Below are 20,931 nucleotides of genomic sequence, written 5' to 3'. Positions count from 1 at the left end.
ATGTTAGCCCAAATATATTTTTTACCGCAGGGAGGCAATCAACCATGAGCAGAGATATTAAAGCATTGATCGCGCAAATGACACTTGAGGAAAAAGCAGGCATGTGCTCCGGTAAGGATTTTTGGCGTTTGAAGGGTGTTGAGCGTCTCGGAATTCCTTCGATTATGGTGACGGACGGGCCTCACGGGCTGCGTAAGCAAAGAGAAGGCGGGGACCATCTGGGACTGATGGACAGTGTGCCTGCCACATGTTTTCCTTCCGCGGCCGGTCTTGCTACCTCATGGAACCGGGAGCTTGTACAGGAAGTGGGCGTAGCGCTTGGTGAAGAATGTCAGGCTGAGGATGTAGCCGTTCTGCTCGGCCCCGGCGCCAACATCAAGCGTTCCCCGCTTTGCGGCAGAAACTTCGAATACTTCTCCGAGGACCCTTATCTGTCCACAGAGATGGCCGCGAACCATATCCAGGGGGTACAAAGCCAGGGCGTCGGCACTTCGCTGAAGCATTTTGCGGTGAACAACCAGGAGCATCGCCGGATGTCTGTGGATGCCGTCGTGGATGAGCGTACGCTGCGGGAAATTTACCTGGCCAGCTTTGAAGGGGCCGTGAAGCAATCCCAGCCTTGGACGGTCATGTGCTCTTACAACCAGGTAAACGGAACCTATGCCTCGGAAAATAAAACCCTGCTGACAGACATCCTGAAGGACGAATGGGGCCTGGAAGGCTTTGTTGTGTCCGACTGGGGTGCAGTTAACGAACGTGCTGAGGGTCTTGAAGCGGGTCTGGAGCTGGAAATGCCTTCAAGCGGCGGCATCGGCGACAGCAAGATTGTCGAAGCGGTGAAAAGCGGCAAGCTGTCCGAAGAGGTGCTGGACCGTGCCGTTGAGCGTCTGCTGACGATTATTTTCAAAGCGGTTGACCATAAAAAGGAGAACGCCACCTATGACGCGGAAGCCCACCACGCGCTCGCTCGCAAGGTCGCAGCGGAAAGCATGGTGCTGCTCAAGAACGAGAACGGCATTCTCCCGCTTGCCCCGGGCAAGCAAGTTGCCGTAATCGGGGAATTCGCGCAGAAACCGCGCTTCCAGGGTGGGGGCAGCTCGCATATCGTGCCGACCAAACTGGACACACCTCTGGAAGAGCTGAGCAAGCTGGCGGGCGAAGGCAGCGTGCAGTATGCGCAGGGCTACCGTATTGAGCAGGATGAGGCGGACGTGCAGCTGGTGGAAGAAGCCAAGAAGGCAGCGGCAGCGGCGGAAGTGGCCGTCATCTTCGCCGGGCTGCCTGACCGCTATGAATCCGAGGGTTACGACCGTCAGCATCTGCAGCTGCCGCCAGCGCATATTGAGCTGATCGAGGCCGTAGCTGCTGTGCAGCCAAATACGGTAGTGGTGCTCAGCAACGGAGCTCCAGTGGAAATGCCATGGCTTGGCTCCGCAAAAGCAGTGCTCGAAGCCTACCTCGGCGGTCAAGCAGGCGGGGGCGCCATCGCGGATCTGCTGTATGGCAAAGCGAATCCGAGCGGCAAGCTGGCGGAAACATTCCCGCAGCAGCTCAGCGATAACCCTTCCTACCTGTTCTTCCCGGGTGAAGGGGACCGTGTGGAATACCGTGAGGGCATTTTCGTAGGCTACCGTTATTATGACACCAAAAATGTGAAGCCCCTGTTCCCGTTCGGCTACGGTCTGAGCTACACGACGTTCGAATATACAGGCTTGACACTCAGCTCCTCCAGCATCAAGGACACCGATACCCTTGAAGTGCGGGTAAGCGTAAAAAATACAGGCAGCATGGCCGGCAAGGAAACCGTCCAGATCTATGTGAAGGACGATGAGAGCTCCGTTATCCGCCCTGCCAAAGAGCTGAAAGGTTTTGCCAAGGTGGAGCTGCAGCCTAGAGAGGAAAAAACGGTAACCATCACGCTGGACAAACGCGCCTTTGCTTACTACAACGTGGAGCTTAAGGATTGGCATGTGGAGAGCGGCACATTTACGATTTTGGCCGGTTCTTCCTCGGCGGATATCGCTCTCACCGACAAAGTAGAGGTCGTATCTGCACAGCCGCTTCCTGTACGGGTTCACCGCAATTCCCTCATCGGCGATTTGCTGCACCATCCGGGCCTGACCGATGAAGAGAGAGAACACGTGCATACATTCCTGAAAAATTACTCCATGCCAGGCTTGTTCGATAACGAATCCATGGGCGAGATGGGCGAAGCGATGATGAAATATTTGCCGCTGCGCGCCGTATCCGCCTTCAGCGGCTCCGCTGAGGGAGACGCCAAGCTTGCGGAGCTGATCGAAAATTTGAATAAAAAGCCGATGAAGCCATAAGCTGACATCAGCTTGGCATCGAGCTGTGCGGGCCGCCTGTTTCCATGGAACGGGCGGCCTTTTTGGCTGTCCCAAAAAACAGGCCGACTTTACGCATTCCGCTGATAAACGTGGTATGATAACGGAAGCGGTGTTTTCTAGCAGCCGGATTCATAGGATATAGATATATATAAAGTAAGCGGAGTGTGGGGAACTTATGAAACAGGAGCATACTTCCCAGCGGGAGCTATCGGTGGGAATGGAGGATATCGTGCGGGCGCATCATATGCTGCGCGAGGTGATTGTGCGGACGCCCTTGCAGCGGGATGCGATGCTGTCGGCCAAATATGGCTGTGACGTTTATTTGAAACGTGAGGATTTGCAGGTAGTGCGTTCATTCAAAATACGCGGAGCCTATAACATGATTCGCAGCCTTTCGACGGAGGAATTAAGCAAGGGCATCGTGTGCGCCAGCGCAGGCAACCATGCCCAGGGTGTCGCTTTTTCCTGTAACGCTCTCGGCATCCATGGCAAAATCTATATGCCCAGCACGACGCCCAACCAGAAGGTCAAAATGGTGCGCCGCTTCGGCGGCAGCAGTGTGGAGGTCATTCTGACGGGAGATACGTTCGATGATGCCTACGAAGAAGCCATCAAGACGTGCGAAGAGCAGGGCATGACGTTCATTCATCCTTTTGATGAAGCAAAAATTATTGCAGGCAACGGCACGATCGGCATGGAGGTCATGGAGAGCCTGGATGCTCCCGCAGATTATGTGTTTGTGACCATTGGCGGGGGCGGGCTGGCAGCCGGTGTGGGCACGTATATCAAAACCGTAAGTCCGTCTACCAAGGTGATCGGAGTAGAGCCGCTGGGTGCGGCCTCGATGAGCGAGGCGCTGCGCCAGAGCGGCGTTGTCACCCTGGAGGAAATCGATAAATTTGTTGACGGCGCAGCCGTCAAGCGTGTTGGCGAACTGACCTACAGCATTTGTTCGAACGTGCTGGACGACATTGTGAAGGTGCCGGAAGGCAAAGCCTGCTCCTCCATTCTGGAGCTGTACAACGAAAGTGCCATCGTGGTGGAGCCGGCGGGCTCGCTGCCTGTGGCCGCATTGGACATGTACCGGGAGCAGATCAAGGGTAAAACGGTCGTATGTATCGTCAGCGGAGGCAACAATGACATCGACCGGATGCAGGAGATCAAGGAACGCTCGCTGATGTATGAGGGCCTGAAGCATTATTTCATGGTCAATTTCCCGCAGCGTGCAGGCGCTTTGCGTGAATTTCTGCAAGACGTGCTCGGACCGGACGACGATATCACCCGTTTTGAATATACGAAAAAGAACGACAAGGAGAACGGACCGGCCCTTGTCGGCATCGAGCTCCTGCATAAAGAGGACTATTTGCCGCTGATCGAGCGAATGAACCGCAAGGGACTCCGATATACGGAGCTGAACAAGGACGTGGATCTGTTCAATATGCTGATCTGATTTGTGGTATAGAAGACCCATAATTAAGGAGTCCTTTCCACTAAGTGTGTTTCAAATGAGATTCCGGCAGTTTCAAATTTCGATGGAAAAGAGCAGTAACATTCCTCTTCGCGGATTGGAAAAACGTTAAATCGGCTAATTAAGCTGCTTTTTTAAAACTTCGGACTCCATAGTCCTTATCGGCCCCAATTTGAGGCGAACAGACGGAAAAATGCACGGATAACGGCACCTCGGTCCGGTAAAAGTGAAATAAGCGGGATTTTGCAGGAATAACAGCTCTCCTGTCTGAACCCCGCCGCAGAAGATTGAAGTTTTCTTTGGTGGAAAAATGTTTCATTCATCGAGTGCCACAGAGCATGCAAAAGGGGAGTTCCAGATTAATGGGACTCCCCTTTCTTAAGATTATAGAATTTAGAACTCAACTTTCGCAGCATGAAATCGGCAAACAGGCCTTGCTTGATGCAACTGGGCAAAACAGGGATCCACTGCTGGAGTTAACGCTGTATCAAAGCGGACACTTTTTTCTAGCTTTCTTGGAAGAAGGGGATTCGCCCCGCTCAGAGTCCAGTATCCAGAGTGAGACGGGTGTCTATAGGGTATGGTGTTTGGTGTTTGGTATCTGATGTTTGGTATCTGATGTTTGGTATCTTATGTTTGGTATCTTATGTTTGGTATCTGGTATCTGGTGTCCGTTACCTGATGCCTGATGCCTCTTCATACAGCTTTGCATGATTATCCCGTTTGCTCAGAATGCGGGGGTTGAGGTGAGCCTAGGAGAAGGAATAAAGAGAAAAGAGATACGAAAAAAAGAGGCAGCTTTAGTGGGATGTTCGGCTTGAAACAGGAACATATGTTTGGTATAATGGTAAAAAGAACATATGTTCTTATTTTGTTGATTCGGGGGTGAGCAGACATGGAAATCCAAGCGGAAACAGAACTTCAATCCTTTAGCAGTCGTTATCACAACGAGCAGGACTGCATGGAGGCATTGATCGCGATGAAGTGGCCGAACGGCTTCGTCTGCCCGCGTTACGCTTACACCCGCTGCAGTCGTCTGACTTCCCGGCGCATTCCCTTGTTCGAATGCGCCAGGTGTGCGCATCAAACGTCGGCTTTGGTCGGCACGATCTTTGAACGCACCCATCTCCCCCTGACCAAGTGGTTCCAGGCGCTGGAGTTGTTCATGCTGCCCGACGGCATCTCGGCGATGCGGCTGAGCCAGGTGATCCAGGTCACCTACAAGACCGCCTGGCTGATGCTGCACCGCATCCGCCATGCCATCGGGGAGTTCGATGTCCGGGAGCTGCTCTGCGGAGACGTGAAGGTGAACAGCGACCTGTATGGGCGTAATCCGGGCCGGCCACAGTTTCCTCATCCGCATGCTTCGGCAGTCGTAGCGGGATGCACGGTCACCGAGTCGGGCGAGCCGGAGCAGGTCAAAATCAGTCTGGTCCCGCAGATGAGGGGAGATGGGAACGGAGCGAATCGACTCGAACTCGCTGCGTTCATCAACGAACAGGTAGATGTCCGTTCATCGGGGGTACAGTCGTTCCCTCAAGCCTTTCGGCTGTATAGACCCTTGCGGAAAGTGGTGAGCGAGGCGTGGACATCGCTGAAGCGTACGTATATAGCCTTAGGGACGAAGCATCTGCAGGCGTACCTCAACGAGTACACCATACGCCGCCGACTGCGCCTGCCCGGAGCGGAAGAACCGATGTGGCAGAAGTTGCTGTACATGGGCGTGGCGATTCCGGCGATCCCTTACCGCCGACTGATCGCGCGCCAACCATTTCAGTCTCTTGCGGCTGCGTCCTGATCACAGGGTTTGAACGAGGAAAGGTGAGCATGATGTGCGTGGGTTGAACGGTGTGGGTTAGCATGAACGAGGACATCGAAAAAACTCAGGTTCAAGCGACAACGAGGGCCAGGGTCTTTTATTTTTTCGGGGCTCTGATCCGCCCCCTCCTTCTCTCTTGGTCGGTTTCACATCACCTAAACGCTCTGCTTTCTGCTAAGATCACCTCATAATCTCGAACCGATCTACTTTCTCCTAAGATCGCCTCATGATATCGAACCGATCTGCTTTCTCCTAAGATCGCCTCATGATATCGAACCGATCTGCTTTCTCCTAAGATCACCCCATAATCTCGAATCGATCTGCTTCTCCATAAGGCACAATCCCAAAATAATAGACCCGTTCGATTGTCCTGAATAGCGTAACAACAGGCATTTTCGTGCCACACTTGATCCGTTATTTTCTTTAACGCGCCTAAAGTCGATTTTCGCTTCCGGGTTTTCTGTTTTTCTTTGCCTGATCCAACGGGATAATCGTGCAAGGCTTCCGGGCAGCGAGTTCGCATGCCTTGCCACGGTCAACGGGCGGCTTGACTGTTAAACACGAATGATTAGGTGGATTCCATAAATTGAGTTTACTTCATTTTCGCAGCATGAAATCGGCAAATTTGTAAAGAGGGGATTCGAATTCCTCAGAACCCAGCCAGCAGCTGCAAAGGTTTAATTGAATTTGTGCTCTGCGAAAGTTGAGTTATAAGTTTTCAGCGGAGCTGAACAATTCTATCATCGCAAGAAAGACTTCCGCTAAATGCGGTCTGTCTTCTGTGAATTACGTCGATAGAAGTTTTTCTTATAGCCTTGCTCGGCGTGATGCTCTGTCTATTTTTTCTTGCGCAGAAACAGCGGTTTAAGCCCGGCCCAGCCGATAACGGCGATGATTAAGCTTACCCATGGGGATACGGTGAACACCGGCAGGCTTCTGTTGAGCACAATGCCTCCAACGAGGATCACCACAACGAGGATCACGTACAGCAGCATCGATTTCAGATCAAGCTTCGGCTTTTCGGGCACGCGTGCTTGTCCGTTCTTGCCCCCGGGAGCCGTGGTTTGCGCGGCGTCTTCTTCCGGGCTGCCCATAAAGCGGGTTAATGCTTCAATCAGCAGAATCGCACCAGCTGCGATTATAAGCAGGGTCGAGATGCTGATTTTCTCATAAGGGGCTGTACTCCCACCAGTCGCAAGCACAACCAGACCGAGCAGCGCAACCGCTGTGAAAAAGAAGGTTAGAGCGATCCAGACGATCATCGTAAAATATTTGAGCCGGGATTCAGGCTTGTCTTGCCCCTGCTTTCCGGAAGTTTGTTGATTCATTCGTCAGGCCTCCTGCCAACAATCCATATGAAATCCAGTATACGTGAGCAGGCGGATTATGGCAAAGTCCTGCACACAGAATTATTTGCCATCCATGTATATTGGCAACGCTTCCTGCTGGAAAATATGGAGGATGCTGCGAGAGCTGCAATCCATTTTTACAGGAGAGGAAGGGGGCCAGCATATGAACAGCGGACTGAACTCCGGGAAAGTAAGGCATATTGTTCAGGGCAATGCTCCGCGTTACCGTGTCGAGGATACGGAATTCGGCGATGACTTTGATGAAGGACGGGGAGACCATGTGCTGGATGATCAGCACGGCAATTCCGTCCTGAAGGGCTGGGAAGGTCGCAGCGAGACCCATGCGATGTACCGACGCAGCTACGAGTAATTCAGACTGCTGACCTCCGGCGGCGCTTGCTGCCCAGAAGAGGAAATTGCCTTTTCGGGAAGCAGGCGCCTTTTTTTGTGGCCGTGTGTAAAGGCTCATTGACACTAAAGAGTGCTCCGTGTACAATTATCCTTATTAAATTGATCGGAATTAACGGTTAAATGATGGGGATCAAGGAACAGGGGGAGAGGCATATGGAAAGACAGATTGGAATACGCTTTGAAGGTGAGGAGCTGGCGGCAACGCTGCACTATCCGCGCGGGGTGGAGAAGACGGGATGCCAGAACCGCAATTCACTTGTTATCATCTGCCATGGGTTTGTGGGCAGCCGTATCGGGGTTGACAGGCTGTTTGTGAATACGGCGCGCAGACTGGCGGATGCGGGTCACATGGTGCTTCGTTTTGATTATGCAGGCTGTGGCGAGAGCACCGGTGAATATGGGGAACAGAGCATCAATGGCATGATCAATCAGACGCGTGCCGTACTGGACTATGCTGTAAGCTGTGCCGATGTGGATCCGCAGAAGATTACACTGATCGGCCACAGTCTTGGCGGCGCGGTCGCCGTTCTGACGGCTGTACGGGATAAGCGGGTGAAGAATCTCGTGCTCTGGTCTGCCGTAGGCTATCCATTTAATGACATCGTGAAGCTTACCGGACGGAATGTGTATGATCAGGCAGTTAAAGAAGGAGAGGCGGATTACCTGGGCTACCGGTTTACTCCTGCTTTTTTCGAGTCCCTGGCACAATTCCAGCCTTTCCAGGAGGCGGTCAAGTTCAGCGGGGACGTGCTCGTTGTGCATGGCACATCGGATGATGTCATTCCCGTGGACTATGCCTTCCTGTACCAGAAGGTGTTCTGGATGCGTTCGGAAAGCCGGTGTGACAAGGAGATTATTTTTCAGGCTGACCATACCTACTCTTCGGGCCCGGAGCGTACGCAGTTGATTCAGCGGACCGTGGAATGGCTGGATGAGCGTGAGCGGCTCGAAAAAGAGTGGCAGCACTGGATGATTTGACACCATTGGAAAATACCCATGCGCAGGAGTAAAATAGAGGGGCAACGATTAAATTGGCGTGTGGAGGTTGGCAGCGATGACAGTACCTGCATTATTTGTTGCGCATGGTTCACCGGCATTGGCTGTGGAGAACAATGCGTATACCCGTTTTCTGGAGGAACTGGGGTCACGGCTGCCCAGACCCCGCGGAATTGTTGTCTTTTCCGCTCATTGGGACAGTCCCGATCAATGCGTAGACGTTGATGAACAGCATTCAACATTGTACGATTTCTATGGCTTTCCTGAAGAGATGTATACGATCGAATATCCTGCACCCGGAGATCCGGAGATCCATAATGAAGTTCTAAATTTGTTCAAGCTGCACAATCTGCATGCCCGGCCTGTTCAGAACAGGGGGCTTGATCATGGTGTATGGGTTTTCCTGCACCACATGTATCCGAACGCGGATATCCCCATCATTCCTCTGTCCATTGATTCCAGACGTTCTCCCAAGGAGCAGTACATTATTGGCTGCATGCTTTCTTCCTTGCGCGAGAAAGGAGTCATGATTGTCGGCAGTGGAGGGCTTGTACATAATTTGCGCCGACTGTGCAAAAACGAAGAGCCCGAAAGCTGGGCGACCGACTTTGATGATTGGATTGGGGAGCAGCTGCAGACCTGGAATCTTAAGCAGCTGTTTGATTATCGGAAGAAGGCGCCTTTTGCCGAGGAGGCCGTTCCGTCCTACGCCAAGGAGCATTTTGCTCCCCTGTTTTATGCGATGGGGGCGACGGACAATGACAGAAGGGCGGAGAAGCTGTTTCAGGTCTATGACCATGGATGTCTGAGCCTGAACTGCTGGTTATTCGGAACAACAACGCTTTAATATGAAGACGCACCCTGCAGCGTGGCATGATATCTTTTTCAAGATATTCAGGCCCGCTTCAGGGTGCTTTTGTTTGGTTTGCCGTTTAATTGTTGATCCCGATGTCCTCGCTCTGCTTGCGGCGTTTGCTGATGATTTTCCATGCCATGTAAACCGCAGTTACAGCAATAAAGACAACCAGGACAATGCCCTGATATTGATCGATCGTATGGATCACCGTGTCGGTGTCTCCGGGATAGAGACGGCCGATGCTGAGCAGCAGGAAGGTGGTAGGAGCGATGCCGAGCATGGTCAGAAGCGTATAAATGCGCAGATCCATGCGGGCCATGCCGGCCACGAATGGAACCACATTGCCCAAATGAAGTGGACTGGATATCGCCACACTCCATATTCCGTATTTGCTGAAAGCCGCCTGAGCTTGTGCCAGCCGTGCTTGCGTGGCAGGACTCAGCCTTTTCATCAGCCTGCCCTCCAGAAAAAAGCCTATAGAATAAGGAATATAGCTGCCCACCGCGTAAAACAGGCTTCCCAGCACGGAAATCCAGGTGATTTCGAACCAGCTTAAATCCATGAGAAAACCGACAGTAACAATAAAAAGAGTCCCGATAAACGGAAAGGCACTTCCTTCTATGAACAGCGAAGCGAGAATGCCCCAAATTCCCCATTTCTCCAAGATGTCTAGCATTGCTTCGGCCATGAGTCTGCTTCCGCCTTTCTTCGTATCTCCACTGTATTATATACGTCGTTCATGGAATGCACACCGGACCAGAGACGGGGAAGGCATTGGCCTTAATTCAATTGAATTTTAGTACGATGGTTTAATTTCAATTCAGGGGTACCAACTTCCTGGCAGTCAAAGCAGGGCCAACCGACAGTTGAACTTTAAAATTCCAACAGTCGTGAGCTGGGCAATTTGCGTAAAAAGTTCTAAGGGTTGTGAGCGAGGCTATATGCGTAAAATTGGAGGGGAAAAAGGTGTAACGGTTGTGAGCGAGCCTATTTCCCGTATTTCGAACGTAACGGGGTTGTTTCACCTAAATAGGTGCGACTGCAACCGTTAGAAAAGAAACCTTGTTATTCTTGGCCGAATAAGCTCTGTCACACCCGTTAGCAAAGAAATGTGCCGGGGAGTTCGGCAAAGCTTTCATCTATTAGTTGTCCGCTATTAGTTGTCCGCTATTAGTTGTCCGCGTAGCGGCACGAAGTCTGAAGTCCGATATCTATAAAAAAAGCGCCGATTTTCATCGGCGCTTGAGCTGCATTTGCTATTTACTTAGTCATCCTGATCAGGCAGCCTTCGCTTTATGCCCGCCGCCTTCATGTCTGCGGAACAGTCCGCGCAGGAAAGGCAGTACCCAGCGGTCCAAGCCGATGCGGCCGGCGTTGGCGCCTGCGACCACGATGAAGATCTCGAACAGGACCATCACTGCGTTGGTGCTTACGGTGCCCGAGAAGAGGAAGGCGAAGTTCATGACCATGGCCATCAGTGCGGCCAGGGTGGTCAATGTGCCGAGAATCAGGCCGACACCGACCAGGAATTCACCCAGAGGAATCAGGAAGTTAAAGAGACCTACATTCGGCAGGGCGAAGGCTTCAAGGAAGTTAGCCCACCAGCCTTGCACCGCCGGATGTTCACCTGTTGCCTTGGCGATGGCTCCTGTCATGAAGCCTCCTGCATCAAATCCGCCTCCCGTTAATTTCTCCCAGCCGTGGGTCATCCAGCTCCAGCCGAGCACCACCCTCACTACCGTCAGAATCCACATTGCCACCGGGTTTTCTCTAAGCCATGTGTTAAACATATTTACCACTCCTTCATAAGGTGTTTTACCTTGGTTTTGTTTTGGAAGATGATCATCTCTTTCATGTCTTTATTGTAGAATAGGTCTGGAGTTTTATTTGTGACAAAAATCACAAACTCGGAAATTTTCTTAAAATTTTTATCTCTCGACGGTTCCGGCAAAATTGAAGGGCTTCTTTGTAAGAGACAACCCTGCCATACTTTGCTTATAATGTAGAAAATGGAACCCAGGAGGAATGTATGTTGATTCGGTTAAGCAAAAACACAGTTTGCGGTACGCTGGCGCTGTGCGCCTGTATAGGTTTGACATCCTGTTCTCCCATGCAGGAAGCCCCACCGCAGGCCCCGCCTGTCGTCATTGAGGACCCGGCTCCGGAACCGGTGGAGCCCCCGGCAGAGACGGAACCGAAATACACCGCGCCTCTCACAGGCCTGGCCATAGATGAACCTTCGGATCGGCGGCCGCTTGCGGTGATGATCAACAACGCTCCTGCTGCACGCCCGCAATCGGGACTGAGCGGAGCGGATATCGTTTATGAGGTGCTGGCTGAAGGCGGGATCACACGTCTGGTGGCGTTTTACCAGAGCGGAGGCGGAGAGGTCAACATCGGCCCTGTGCGCAGCATCCGGCCTTATCTGATCGAGCTGGCGGAAATTTACGGGGCACTGCCTATTCATGCTGGGGGCAGCAATGACGCCTATGACCAATTCCAGCACCAGGGGAAACAGCATCTTGATGAAATTACGAATGCAGGCACATCCTTCTGGCGCAGCAAGGACCGCAAAGCCCCGCACAATTTATATACCAGTCTGCCAAGGCTGCTTGAAGGAGCGGAGAAGCGGGGGTATCCGTTAACCTCCAAAGTACCTGAATATACGTTTGCCAAGCCGGAGCAGATCACGGACGGCGAACAGGTGACGGCCTTTGATATCCGATTTCTGCTGCAAAGCTACCGCGTATCCTATACATATAATAAGGAGAAGCAGATCTATATGAGATCGGTGAACGGGGAGCCGCATGTCGATTTGAATAACGGGGATCAATTGAGCGCCGCGAATGTAGTGGTGATGAGCACAAGCCACCGGGTGCTGGATGATGTCGGCCGGCTGGCTGTCGATCTGAACAGCGGCGGGGATGCGCTCATTTTCCGCGAGGGACGGATGATTCAGGGAAAATGGAAGCATGCTAATGGGGATACCATCCGTTTTTATGAAGGAGACACGGAAGTTTCACTGGTTCCCGGACAGACGTATATCCATATTGTGCCGAATGACCAGCCGCTGGATGAACATGTCTCCATTACCTAGCCGGCCCAATTAAATGCAGAGAATCAAGGGTGACTCGACAGGGTAATAAAAAGAAAGATGAAGAAATTTTAAAATAGCGTTTACAATGTTTACAGGGTCTTTACAAAACGGATGTCACTTATGATAAGATAGCAAAGGTTGTCTAATATAGTCGAACCCATCAAGCGTCAAATTTTGGTAAAGGGGTAATCGTATGAAACTGAAGAAAAAGGATATCTTTTTCGAGACGTTGGAAAATATGGCGGATACGATCGTGCAGGCTGCCGATTATTTTGCGCAGAACATTTCAAACCTGCAGGACGTCACGCTGTTTGCCGGAGAAATGAAGAAATACGAATCCAAGTGTGACGAATTTACACACACGATTATTAAAGAACTGAACAAAACGTTTATTACGCCGCTGGAACGGGACGACATTATGGATTTGACAACCACCATGGACGACGTATTGGACGGGCTTGAAGCGACAGCGTCACGGTTTTATATGTACCATCTTCACGAGCCTGACGAATATATCGTTCAGTTTGCGGATATTTTGCGCCAGTCTGCCTATGAGATTCAGAAGGCCGTTCATCTTCTGTCCCAGAAGAAGCTGCTTGCGCTGCGCGAGCACACCATCCGTCTGAATGACCTGGAGAACCAGGGGGACGAGCTGCTTCGTATTTGCATTAAAAATTTGTTTGCGACCGTTAATGACCCGATTGAGCTGATCAAGCGCAAAGAGATTTACGAACGCTTGGAAACGACTACTGATTCTTGTGAACATGTAGCTAACAAGCTGGAATCCATCATTATGCGCAACTCGTAAGGGGTCCTATTTTCATGGATACAAGTTTACTCATCTTAGGCATCGTCATATTTCTTGCACTGGCATTTGACTTCATTAACGGCTTTCATGATACCGCGAATGCCATCGCCACGTCCATCTCGACGAGAGCGCTGACACCGCGGCGGGCCATACTTTTGGCAGCGGTCATGAACTTCGTCGGTGCCATGTTGTTCACCGGTGTCGCCAAGACGATCGGCGGAAGCGTAGCTAATCCCATGGAGCTGTCCAACGGAATCGACATCGTCATCGCCACGCTGCTGGCGGCCATTATCTGGAACCTGGTTACCTGGTGGTTCGGTATTCCGTCGTCCTCGTCCCATGCGCTGATCGGTGCATTGGCCGGTGCGGTATTTGTGGGCGCGGGTTCAGACAAGGTCAACTGGTCAGGCTTCATCGAAATTGTGGAGGCGCTGATTTTCTCGCCGCTGATCGCTTTTGCCATCGGTTATATCGTCATGATGATCCTCAAGTTCATCTTTGCACGCAGAAGTCCGCATACCGTAAACAAGGGCTTCCGCACCATGCAAATTATTACGGCAGCCCTGCAGTCCTTCACGCATGGTACGAACGATGCACAGAAGGCGATGGGCATTATTACCTTTGCGCTCGTATCGGCCAAATATCAGGATCATCTGGAGGTGCCGCTTTGGGTTAAAATCTCGGCGGCCACAGCCATGGCTCTGGGCACGTCCATCGGCGGCTGGAAAATCATCAAGACGATGGGCACGAAAATTTTCAAAATCGAGCCGATCAACGGATTCGCGGCAGATATGTCGGCGGCCTCCGTTATTTTCACCTGTACGCTCCTGCATCTGCCAGTCAGCACAACCCATGCCATCACTTCGGCGATTCTGGGTGTCGGTTCCGCCAAGCGGTTCCGGGCCGTGCGCTGGTCGCTGGCGGGACGCATTGTGGTGACCTGGTTTATTACCATTCCGATTTCCGCCGTGCTGGCGGGATTGATCTTCAAACTGCTGTTCTAGTGTGCGGCAGGCTGAAAGCCATCCGATTAAATGCTGATGCAAAATTCGTAAGCCCCTGCGGGGGCTTTTTTTGCTTTACGGGACAAGCTATGTAGTATGAAGGCAAAATGATTGGATCTTGCCAGCACAGAAGAGGGGGATGAGGCGCATTGATCAGGACACTTGCAATCGGCAAGGATCATCAGTTAAAGCTCGACATTCCACTGACCGAGATACAGCCGGATGAATATGAATGGATATGGGCCGATTTCTGCGATCCTACGGACGAGGAAGTCGCGCTGCTGGATACCTATTTTCATTTCCACCCGCTGGCGATTGAGGACTGCCTGTATGTGCTGCAGCGGCCCAAGGTGGATTACTATGAGGATGTGTATTTTTTTGTGCTGCATGCCCTGGACCCGGATCACTTGACGGTAGAGGAAGTGGATCTCTTTATGGGCTATCGCTTTCTCGTGTCCTATCATAAAACACCGCTGGAGGAGCTCGACCAGGCTTGGGCCCGGGTCGTGGAGCATGCCCGGAACGGTAAACTATGGGCGCATGGCACGCTGGGAGCGGCATACACGGTCATGGATAAGCTGGTGGACCAATATTTCCCCTGCCTGTTCAGGATCGAAGACGAGCTGGCCGAGCTGGAGAACCGGAGCCGCAGCGAGTCGGTCGAGGAGCTGATGAACCAGGTATTCGAGCTGCGGAGCCGGTTATTGAAGCTGCGGCGCACGATCGTACCGATGCGGGATTTATTGTACCGGGTCGTCAATTCCGAGCATATCCAGGGACAGGGCGAGCATAAGGCATTTTTTTCGGATATTTATGATCATCTGCTGAAGCTCTCCGATATGATTGATGCCGACCGCGAAATGACAGCCGATCTCCGGGACAGCTACATTTCGCTCAATTCCAACCGGATGAACGCCATTATGAAGACGCTGACGGTCATCACGACGGTATTCATGCCTTTGACCCTGATCGCGGGCATTTATGGGATGAACTTTAAGTACATGCCCGAGGTACGCTGGAAATACGGCTATTTTGCGGTGCTTGCTGTTATGGGCCTGCTCGGCTCCGGCATGATTTACTGGTTCTCCAGAAGAGGCTGGTTCAAGTGATGGCACTACAATAGAGCTTAGCGCTTCTTGCGCTTGGTCGAGCTGCGGCCGGACTTGGAGATGCTCCGTTTGCGGCTGCTGCTTTTTTTTCTTTTGCGGCGCTTGGGGATATACTCGTCGATACCGCTTGCTGCTTTATTGCTTGCTTTCCCGCCAAAGGGCAGCGCGCCCATAATCAGTTTGGCCATCGGGGCGAACTGCTGGATGCTCGTCATCACCTTTTGCACCTTACCAAGCGTGGTGAGCACGCCGTCAATGCCACCCATCCGGTCGATCATGCCCTTGAGCTCGCCGAGATTCGGCAAATTGCTGAGCAGCCCGCCGCTGCCGCCGGAGGAAGGCTGACTGACAGGGTTCACCGTTTCAACAGCACCACCCGGATTGTAGGATTGGTTATAGGATGGATTATAAGGCACCAATGAAGTGGCCTCTGCCGTAAGCGGATCTAGAGAAGGGGCGGCCCCGGGGTATGCGGATGAGTTATAATCGGCCAGTGAACGATACGAGTGCGCCCTCCGTTTTGTATAGTTTTGAGGCATGCAGATCACATTCCTTTACAGGTTGATAGTCTATTGTATGTATCAGGTGCGCAGGGCGATTAGGCACACGTCCATAAAAGCGGGATAAATGCGGATTTGGGCGGGGTAAAGGCCTTCGTGGTTCTGTTCTGTAATGCGTGAAATCGTTAACGCTTGAAAAACTGTGCACTGCTCAGTTACAATGAAGCTACAGTATTCCGTAGGGGATGATAATCTATGCAGCTGAAGAAGCTTAATGATAAGAGTATTGACCAATTGTTTGAGGCCATTTTAACACTTAAGGATCTTGAGGAATGTTATGTTTTCTTTGATGACCTGTGCACGATCAATGAAGTTCAGTCCATGTCCCAGCGTCTGGAGGTTGCGCGCATGCTGGGCAAAGGCAGCACATACAATCAGATCGAAGCCGAGACCGGCGCCAGCACGGCTACCATTTCCCGTGTGAAGCGGTGTCTGAATTACGGCAATGACGGGTATAAAATGACGCTGGAACGGCTGGGCCGTTAACATGAAGCCGGGCGTTCTGATCATCAGCCACGGTTCACCTGCGCCCGCTTGGGTTCAACTGGTGGATGAGGCTGCCGGACAGCTGCAGCTGCCGGCCGGTTGCCCGGTAGCAGTGTCTTTTCTCGAGCATGTGGAGGGAAGACTGATTCAGGACGGTATCGACCGGCTGGAGGAAGCGGGTGCCACGGATTTGCTCGTGGTGCCCTTGTTCGTCTCGTCAGGCAGTACGCATGTGGACGAGATCAGCTATGCATTGGGAGTTAAGGAGGTTCCAGAGAAGGAAACGGATCTGGAGCCTTTTCGGGTTCGCGCACGTGTATACTTCGGCACTCCCATCGATCATGGTCCGGATGTGGCGGCGCTGGTGTGGGAGAAGGTACGCGGTATGTCGCAGCAGCCTGAGCGGGAGGTTGTCCTGCTCATAGGGCACGGCAGCGTGCACGACGGCTTCCGCCAGCGCTGGGAGCAGGGCATGTCCTCCCTGGCGGCGGATGTCAGCGAGATCAGCGGCACCGAGTGTGATTACGCCCTGCTGAATCCGGACAACGTACGAGGCAAGGCGGAGTATTGGAGCAGGGACAAGGGATATGATGTCATCGTCTCCCCGCTGTTTCTCAGCTCAGGCTTCTTCACGGCCAAAGTCATTCCCGGAAGATTGGACGGGCTGGACTACCGTTACTCGGGAGAGGCCTTGCTGCCGCATCCGCTGCTGAAGACCTGGATGGAGCATCAGATATCCGGGCTTTTGCGCAAGGCGGAGGGGGGAGAGGAGCGGCAATAGCCTGGATCGGAGGGGCAGAGCAGCATGAACTGTCCGAATCGGAGTGCGACTGTGGTATGCTTCCGGAATAGCAGTGTGAGTTTTGCACCGTTCCAGGATCGGTATCAGGGCATGTCGTTTGTAAAATGCGATTTTTTTCGTTATCATTATATCTTAAAGGAAGCTGCAAAATAATGACATTCGCTCATGGCCATACCGGTTGTGAGCATTAGAAGTTTGCACACCTCCCTTGGACGATGAATACACGTTGAACAATAAAAATACACAGGTGGAGTAACGGAATGAAAAGAGCTCGCTTGATATACAACCCCACCTCAGGGCGTGAGGAAATGAAACGGCGGCTGGCCGACATCCTGCAGCGCCTCGATGAGGGGGGCATCGAGGCCTCGGTGCATGCGACAACCGGCGAAGGTGATGCCACGGCCGCTGCCGCAGATGCGGTAGAGCGTGGCGAATATGATCTGGTGATTGCCGCCGGCGGCGACGGCACGCTGTACGAGGTCATCAACGGCATGGCGGAGAAGGAGAACCGCCCGCCGCTGGGCGTGTTCCCGCTCGGAACAACAAATGATTTTGCGCGTGCGCTTGGCATCCCGAGATATTGGGAGGATTACTGCGATCTCGTCATCAAGCAGGAGGCGAAGCCGATCGATATCGGCAAGGCCAATGATAAATACTTCATTAATATCGCCGGCGGCGGCACGCTGACGGAGCTGACCTATGAGGTGCCGAGCAAGCTGAAGACCATGATCGGGCAGCTGGCCTATTATTGGAAGGGCCTTGAGAAGATGGTGAGCCTCGCCCCGCAGGAGCTGAACATCCGGGCGGCCGGGCAGGAGGAGCTGCATGACGAATTCATGCTCTTCTTCATCGCCAACACGAACTCGGTAGGCGGCTTCGAAAAGCTGGCGCCAGGGGCCACGATTGATGACGGCTTGCTGGACGTGATCGCCGTGCGCAAGTGCAATCTGGCGGAAATGATCCGGCTGGTAACGCTGGCGCTGCGCGGCGAGCATGTGAATGACAAGAAAATCGTGCATTTCAAGACCGATTATATGGAAGTCACTTCACCAGGCCATGTGCTGCTTAACCTGGACGGCGAGCTTGGCGGTACGCTGCCAGCCACCTTCCGCAACCTGCCCCGGCATTTGCATGTGTTCCGCTGATCGTTGGCGGACGGAAGTATCGTTGTAATGAAAGCTGGTACCACGAAGGTATGCCGTTGCTCCCATGGGGAGGGCGGCATTTTTCGAGTTGGAAGATAAGTATGAGGCAATACTGTAATTATCATATGGAGAAAGAAGTGACCTGAGAGATGAGCAACCACCGCAGCGGCCGTGGAAAAAGCCGCCGGAACAGCCAGCCAGAGATGCGGGCTGATGGAAGAAAGCCGGTAGACGGGAAGAGGAATAAGGCAGGCCGGGAGACTGGTGCTGAAGATAGAGGCAGAGCGAAGGTATCGGCCAATGTCGGGCGAGATGCGGTAATCAGGGAGAAGAATAAAGGCACAGCAAAGGTTGCTGCTGGAGATAGAGCAAAAGCGAATGGGCTGGTTCATGGTGGCAGAGATGCGTCTGCGAGTGGACGTGCTGCTGCGGCTCAGGATGGCGTGCCTGTGCAGAAGAACGACGAAGCCGTGATTGACATCATTGGTATGACCCATGAGGGCGAGGGTGTAGGTCGGATTGAGGGGTATACCCTCTTCGTAGGCGGCGCCCTCCCAGGGGAGAAGGTTCGCGTCAAGGTGCTGAAGACGAAGAAGCAGTACGGCTACGCCAAGCTGCTGGACGTCGTACAGGCCAGTTCCGACCGGATCGCTGCGCCCTGCCCGATCTTCGACCAGTGCGGAGGCTGTCAGCTCCAGCATATGAGCTATGAAGGGCAGCTGACCTGGAAACGGCAGCATGTCGTGGACGTGCTGGAACGCATTGGGAAGCTGAAGATAGCGGGCAGCAGCGGGGCGGCTGGTGAGAAGGGGAGTGCTGCGGGCGTTGTGGTGCATCCGACACTCGGCATGAGCGATCCGTGGCGCTACCGCAATAAGGCGCAGGTGCCCATTGGCACGGCCGAAGGCGGCCTCATCGGCGGCTTCTACGCACGCGGAAGTCACCGCATCATCGATATGGAGGCGTGCCTGATCCAGGACGAGCGCAACGACCAGGTAGTCGCCCGCGTCAAGGAGATCGGCAGCCAGCTCGGTATCAGCGCCTATAACGAGGAGACCGGGCGCGGCCTCTTGCGGCACGTCGTCGTGAAGACAGCGTTCCGCACCGGCGAGCTCATGCTCGTGCTTGTGACGAACGGCCGCGATATCCCGCACCGCGACGCCTGGATCGGCAGCATCCGAGAGCAGATTCCGGCGGTGGCGAGCATCGTGCAGAACATCAATACGAAGAAGACCAATGTTATTTTCGGCGATGAGACGCGGGTACTGTGGGGCCGGGACGTCATCTATGACTATATCGGCAACGTACAGTTCGCCATCTCAGCCCGCTCGTTCTATCAGGTCAATCCGGTACAGACGGAGGCGCTGTACGGCAAGACGGTGGAATATGCCGGCCTGACCGGCAAGGAGACCGTCATCGACGCCTACTGCGGCATCGGCACGATCTCGCTCTTCCTGGCGCAGCACGCCGACCAGGTGTACGGCGTCGAGATCGTAAAGGAAGCCATCGACGACGCGCGCAGCAACGCCGAACTGAACGGCATGCGCAACGTGCAGTTCGAGGTTGGCGCCTCCGAGGACGTCATCCCGCGCTGGAAGGAACAAGGCATTGAAGCGGATGTGATCGTTGTCGATCCGCCGCGTAAAGGCTGTGATCCGAGGCTGCTGGATACGATTCTTGAGATGAAGCCGGTGCGGGTGGTGTATGTGTCTTGCAATCCTTCGACGCTGGCGCGAGATTTACGGGTTTTAGAGGATGGGGGGTACAGGACGGTAGAGGTACAGCCGGTGGATATGTTTCCGCATACGGTGCATGTGGAGTGCGTGGCTCTTCTGGGACTTGAATTGTAGACTCTAAAAAAAGTCATGTGAAACATAATAAAGACCTACCAATATTAGAATAAAGGCGTGATAATAAGGGGGAATAAGCCTTATCCATCAAGCCTTTCCCAGTTTTTTATCAAGATATTATTCAAACATTAATATAGCTGCGGTATAAAAAGCTGAGGCAAAATTGGGGAAGTGCATGATTTTTAGCAATACTTTATTAAATTGTGCTATGGTGAAATAAGGGTTCAGGAGCTGCTTATTGGCAGGAGTTTATTCAATGTGAACAAGGGGATGAACTGTTTATTGTAAATTGTTGGGGGGTGAACTTAAAAAGGAAGTGCTAAAGCTCATCGATAGCGGCTTGATTAATGGCTTAAAGCGCATGCCCTGGGGTGATATTTCTATAACGAAAGTGTTTCGAAATAACCTTCACAAGGACACACTGATTGATAAACAGATTGAATGGAAAATATTTACATATCAAGCCAAGATGTTTAAAGAGGTTGGTTGGGTGATAGAACGCCCCAAATCTCAAAGAGATCGACCCCAGAGATTATGGATGCTCCTGATGTATACGCAAGAAGTGGATAGGATGGGCACAATTTAAAGTCAGGCTGGAACTAAAGTGTACTTGATCAGGTTGTTGCAAACGGATTAGACAATCAATCAAGCTTTGCTGGCCGATAAAGACGGAATTTTTCTTAATAAATAGGTAATTCGAAGTATCGATTAGGCTCTGCTGGCAGGAATATAGCTGGTATAGCCTTTTTTATTCTTTTCCAGTCAATGCTGTATCATTCTAACGTTGTTTTGTGTAAAATATAACTAAGGAGGGGAGTCC

Annotated in this window: 19 protein-coding genes; 15 read left to right on the top strand and 4 right to left on the bottom strand. The window is 52.5% G+C overall.

The genetic code is table 11. The annotated features are described in order from the left end of the window. The first annotated feature begins 44 nt into the window (after positions 1 to 44). From ACE5KN_RS16365 to ACE5KN_RS16355, 3 genes are all read left to right on the top strand, one after another. Positions 45 to 2,330, top strand: coding sequence for a beta-glucosidase (locus ACE5KN_RS16365; RefSeq protein ID WP_375528596.1), 2,286 nt, complete (start codon positions 45 to 47; stop codon positions 2,328 to 2,330). A gap of 196 nt (positions 2,331 to 2,526) precedes the next feature. Beyond that, positions 2,527 to 3,801: a threonine ammonia-lyase IlvA gene (gene ilvA, locus ACE5KN_RS16360; protein WP_375528595.1), complete on the top strand. Its 1,275-nt coding sequence runs from the start codon at positions 2,527 to 2,529 to the stop codon at positions 3,799 to 3,801. A gap of 913 nt (positions 3,802 to 4,714) precedes the next feature. Then, positions 4,715 to 5,617 (top strand): transposase, encoded by a 903-nt coding sequence (locus ACE5KN_RS16355; protein ID WP_375533112.1) that lies wholly within the window; start codon positions 4,715 to 4,717, stop codon positions 5,615 to 5,617. Positions 5,618 to 6,474: 857 nt separating this feature from the next. On the opposite strand, the gene ACE5KN_RS16350 is transcribed toward ACE5KN_RS16355, so the two are convergent. Beyond that, entirely contained in the window at positions 6,475 to 6,966 is a 492-nt protein-coding gene (locus tag ACE5KN_RS16350; RefSeq protein WP_375524772.1) for a hypothetical protein, read from the bottom strand. A 43-nt stretch (positions 6,967 to 7,009) separates the two neighbouring features. Between ACE5KN_RS16350 and ACE5KN_RS16345 the strand changes: the two genes are divergently transcribed. From ACE5KN_RS16345 to ACE5KN_RS16335, 3 genes are all read left to right on the top strand, one after another. Continuing rightward, positions 7,010 to 7,357: a hypothetical protein gene (locus ACE5KN_RS16345; RefSeq protein ID WP_375533111.1), complete on the top strand. Its 348-nt coding sequence runs from the start codon at positions 7,010 to 7,012 to the stop codon at positions 7,355 to 7,357. A 194-nt stretch (positions 7,358 to 7,551) separates the two neighbouring features. Next, positions 7,552 to 8,376 carry an alpha/beta hydrolase gene (locus ACE5KN_RS16340; protein WP_375524770.1) on the top strand — a complete coding sequence of 275 codons (825 nt, stop codon included), beginning with the start codon at positions 7,552 to 7,554 and terminating at the stop codon, positions 8,374 to 8,376. 76 nt (positions 8,377 to 8,452) lie between these two features. Continuing rightward, entirely contained in the window at positions 8,453 to 9,241 is a 789-nt protein-coding gene (locus ACE5KN_RS16335) for a DODA-type extradiol aromatic ring-opening family dioxygenase (protein WP_375524769.1), read from the top strand. A gap of 85 nt (positions 9,242 to 9,326) precedes the next feature. Here the strand turns inward: ACE5KN_RS16335 and ACE5KN_RS16330 are convergent, their stop codons facing one another. Next, positions 9,327 to 9,926 (bottom strand): DedA family protein, encoded by a 600-nt coding sequence (locus ACE5KN_RS16330; RefSeq protein WP_375524768.1) that lies wholly within the window; start codon positions 9,924 to 9,926, stop codon positions 9,327 to 9,329. 601 nt (positions 9,927 to 10,527) lie between these two features. Then, the gene (locus tag ACE5KN_RS16325) at positions 10,528 to 11,040 is read right to left on the bottom strand and encodes a DoxX family protein (RefSeq protein WP_375524767.1); all 513 of its coding nucleotides are present in this window, start codon (positions 11,038 to 11,040) and stop codon (positions 10,528 to 10,530) included. 242 nt (positions 11,041 to 11,282) lie between these two features. Between ACE5KN_RS16325 and ACE5KN_RS16320 the strand changes: the two genes are divergently transcribed. From ACE5KN_RS16320 to corA, 4 genes are all read left to right on the top strand, one after another. Continuing rightward, positions 11,283 to 12,347, top strand: coding sequence for a DUF3048 domain-containing protein (locus ACE5KN_RS16320; RefSeq protein ID WP_445993920.1), 1,065 nt, complete (start codon positions 11,283 to 11,285; stop codon positions 12,345 to 12,347). A gap of 193 nt (positions 12,348 to 12,540) precedes the next feature. Next, complete coding sequence (locus ACE5KN_RS16315) at positions 12,541 to 13,155, top strand: DUF47 domain-containing protein (RefSeq protein WP_355324653.1); 615 nt, start codon at positions 12,541 to 12,543, stop codon at positions 13,153 to 13,155. 14 nt (positions 13,156 to 13,169) lie between these two features. Continuing rightward, complete coding sequence (locus ACE5KN_RS16310) at positions 13,170 to 14,159, top strand: inorganic phosphate transporter (protein WP_375524766.1); 990 nt, start codon at positions 13,170 to 13,172, stop codon at positions 14,157 to 14,159. Between the two features lie 149 nt (positions 14,160 to 14,308). Then, positions 14,309 to 15,268 (top strand): magnesium/cobalt transporter CorA, encoded by a 960-nt coding sequence (gene corA, locus ACE5KN_RS16305; protein ID WP_375524765.1) that lies wholly within the window; start codon positions 14,309 to 14,311, stop codon positions 15,266 to 15,268. A 17-nt stretch (positions 15,269 to 15,285) separates the two neighbouring features. Here corA and ACE5KN_RS16300 read toward each other — a convergent pair whose 3' ends face one another. Further along, positions 15,286 to 15,807, bottom strand: coding sequence for a tyrosine protein kinase (locus ACE5KN_RS16300; protein WP_375524764.1), 522 nt, complete (start codon positions 15,805 to 15,807; stop codon positions 15,286 to 15,288). A gap of 216 nt (positions 15,808 to 16,023) precedes the next feature. Between ACE5KN_RS16300 and ACE5KN_RS16295 the strand changes: the two genes are divergently transcribed. From ACE5KN_RS16295 to ACE5KN_RS16275, 5 genes are all read left to right on the top strand, one after another. Then, positions 16,024 to 16,314, top strand: a complete 291-nt coding sequence (locus tag ACE5KN_RS16295; protein WP_355324665.1) for a YerC/YecD family TrpR-related protein — start codon at positions 16,024 to 16,026, stop codon at positions 16,312 to 16,314. Between the two features lies 1 nt (position 16,315). Further along, a complete protein-coding gene (locus ACE5KN_RS16290; protein ID WP_375524763.1) occupies positions 16,316 to 17,095 on the top strand; it encodes a sirohydrochlorin chelatase in 780 nt (259 codons plus the stop codon). A 281-nt stretch (positions 17,096 to 17,376) separates the two neighbouring features. Beyond that, positions 17,377 to 18,261, top strand: a complete 885-nt coding sequence (locus ACE5KN_RS16285; protein WP_355324671.1) for a diacylglycerol kinase — start codon at positions 17,377 to 17,379, stop codon at positions 18,259 to 18,261. 203 nt (positions 18,262 to 18,464) lie between these two features. Next, entirely contained in the window at positions 18,465 to 20,111 is a 1,647-nt protein-coding gene (rlmD, locus tag ACE5KN_RS16280; protein WP_445993921.1) for a 23S rRNA (uracil(1939)-C(5))-methyltransferase RlmD, read from the top strand. A 292-nt stretch (positions 20,112 to 20,403) separates the two neighbouring features. Further along, positions 20,404 to 20,697 (top strand): hypothetical protein, encoded by a 294-nt coding sequence (locus ACE5KN_RS16275; protein WP_375533110.1) that lies wholly within the window; start codon positions 20,404 to 20,406, stop codon positions 20,695 to 20,697. Positions 20,698 to 20,931 lie beyond the last annotated feature (234 nt).

This window comes from Paenibacillus terreus, assembly GCF_042138595.1.
Lineage (GTDB): Bacteria > Bacillota > Bacilli > Paenibacillales > Paenibacillaceae > Paenibacillus > Paenibacillus terreus.
Note: the sequence above shows the minus strand (reverse complement) of the source record. Positions and strands in the feature narration are given on the sequence as shown.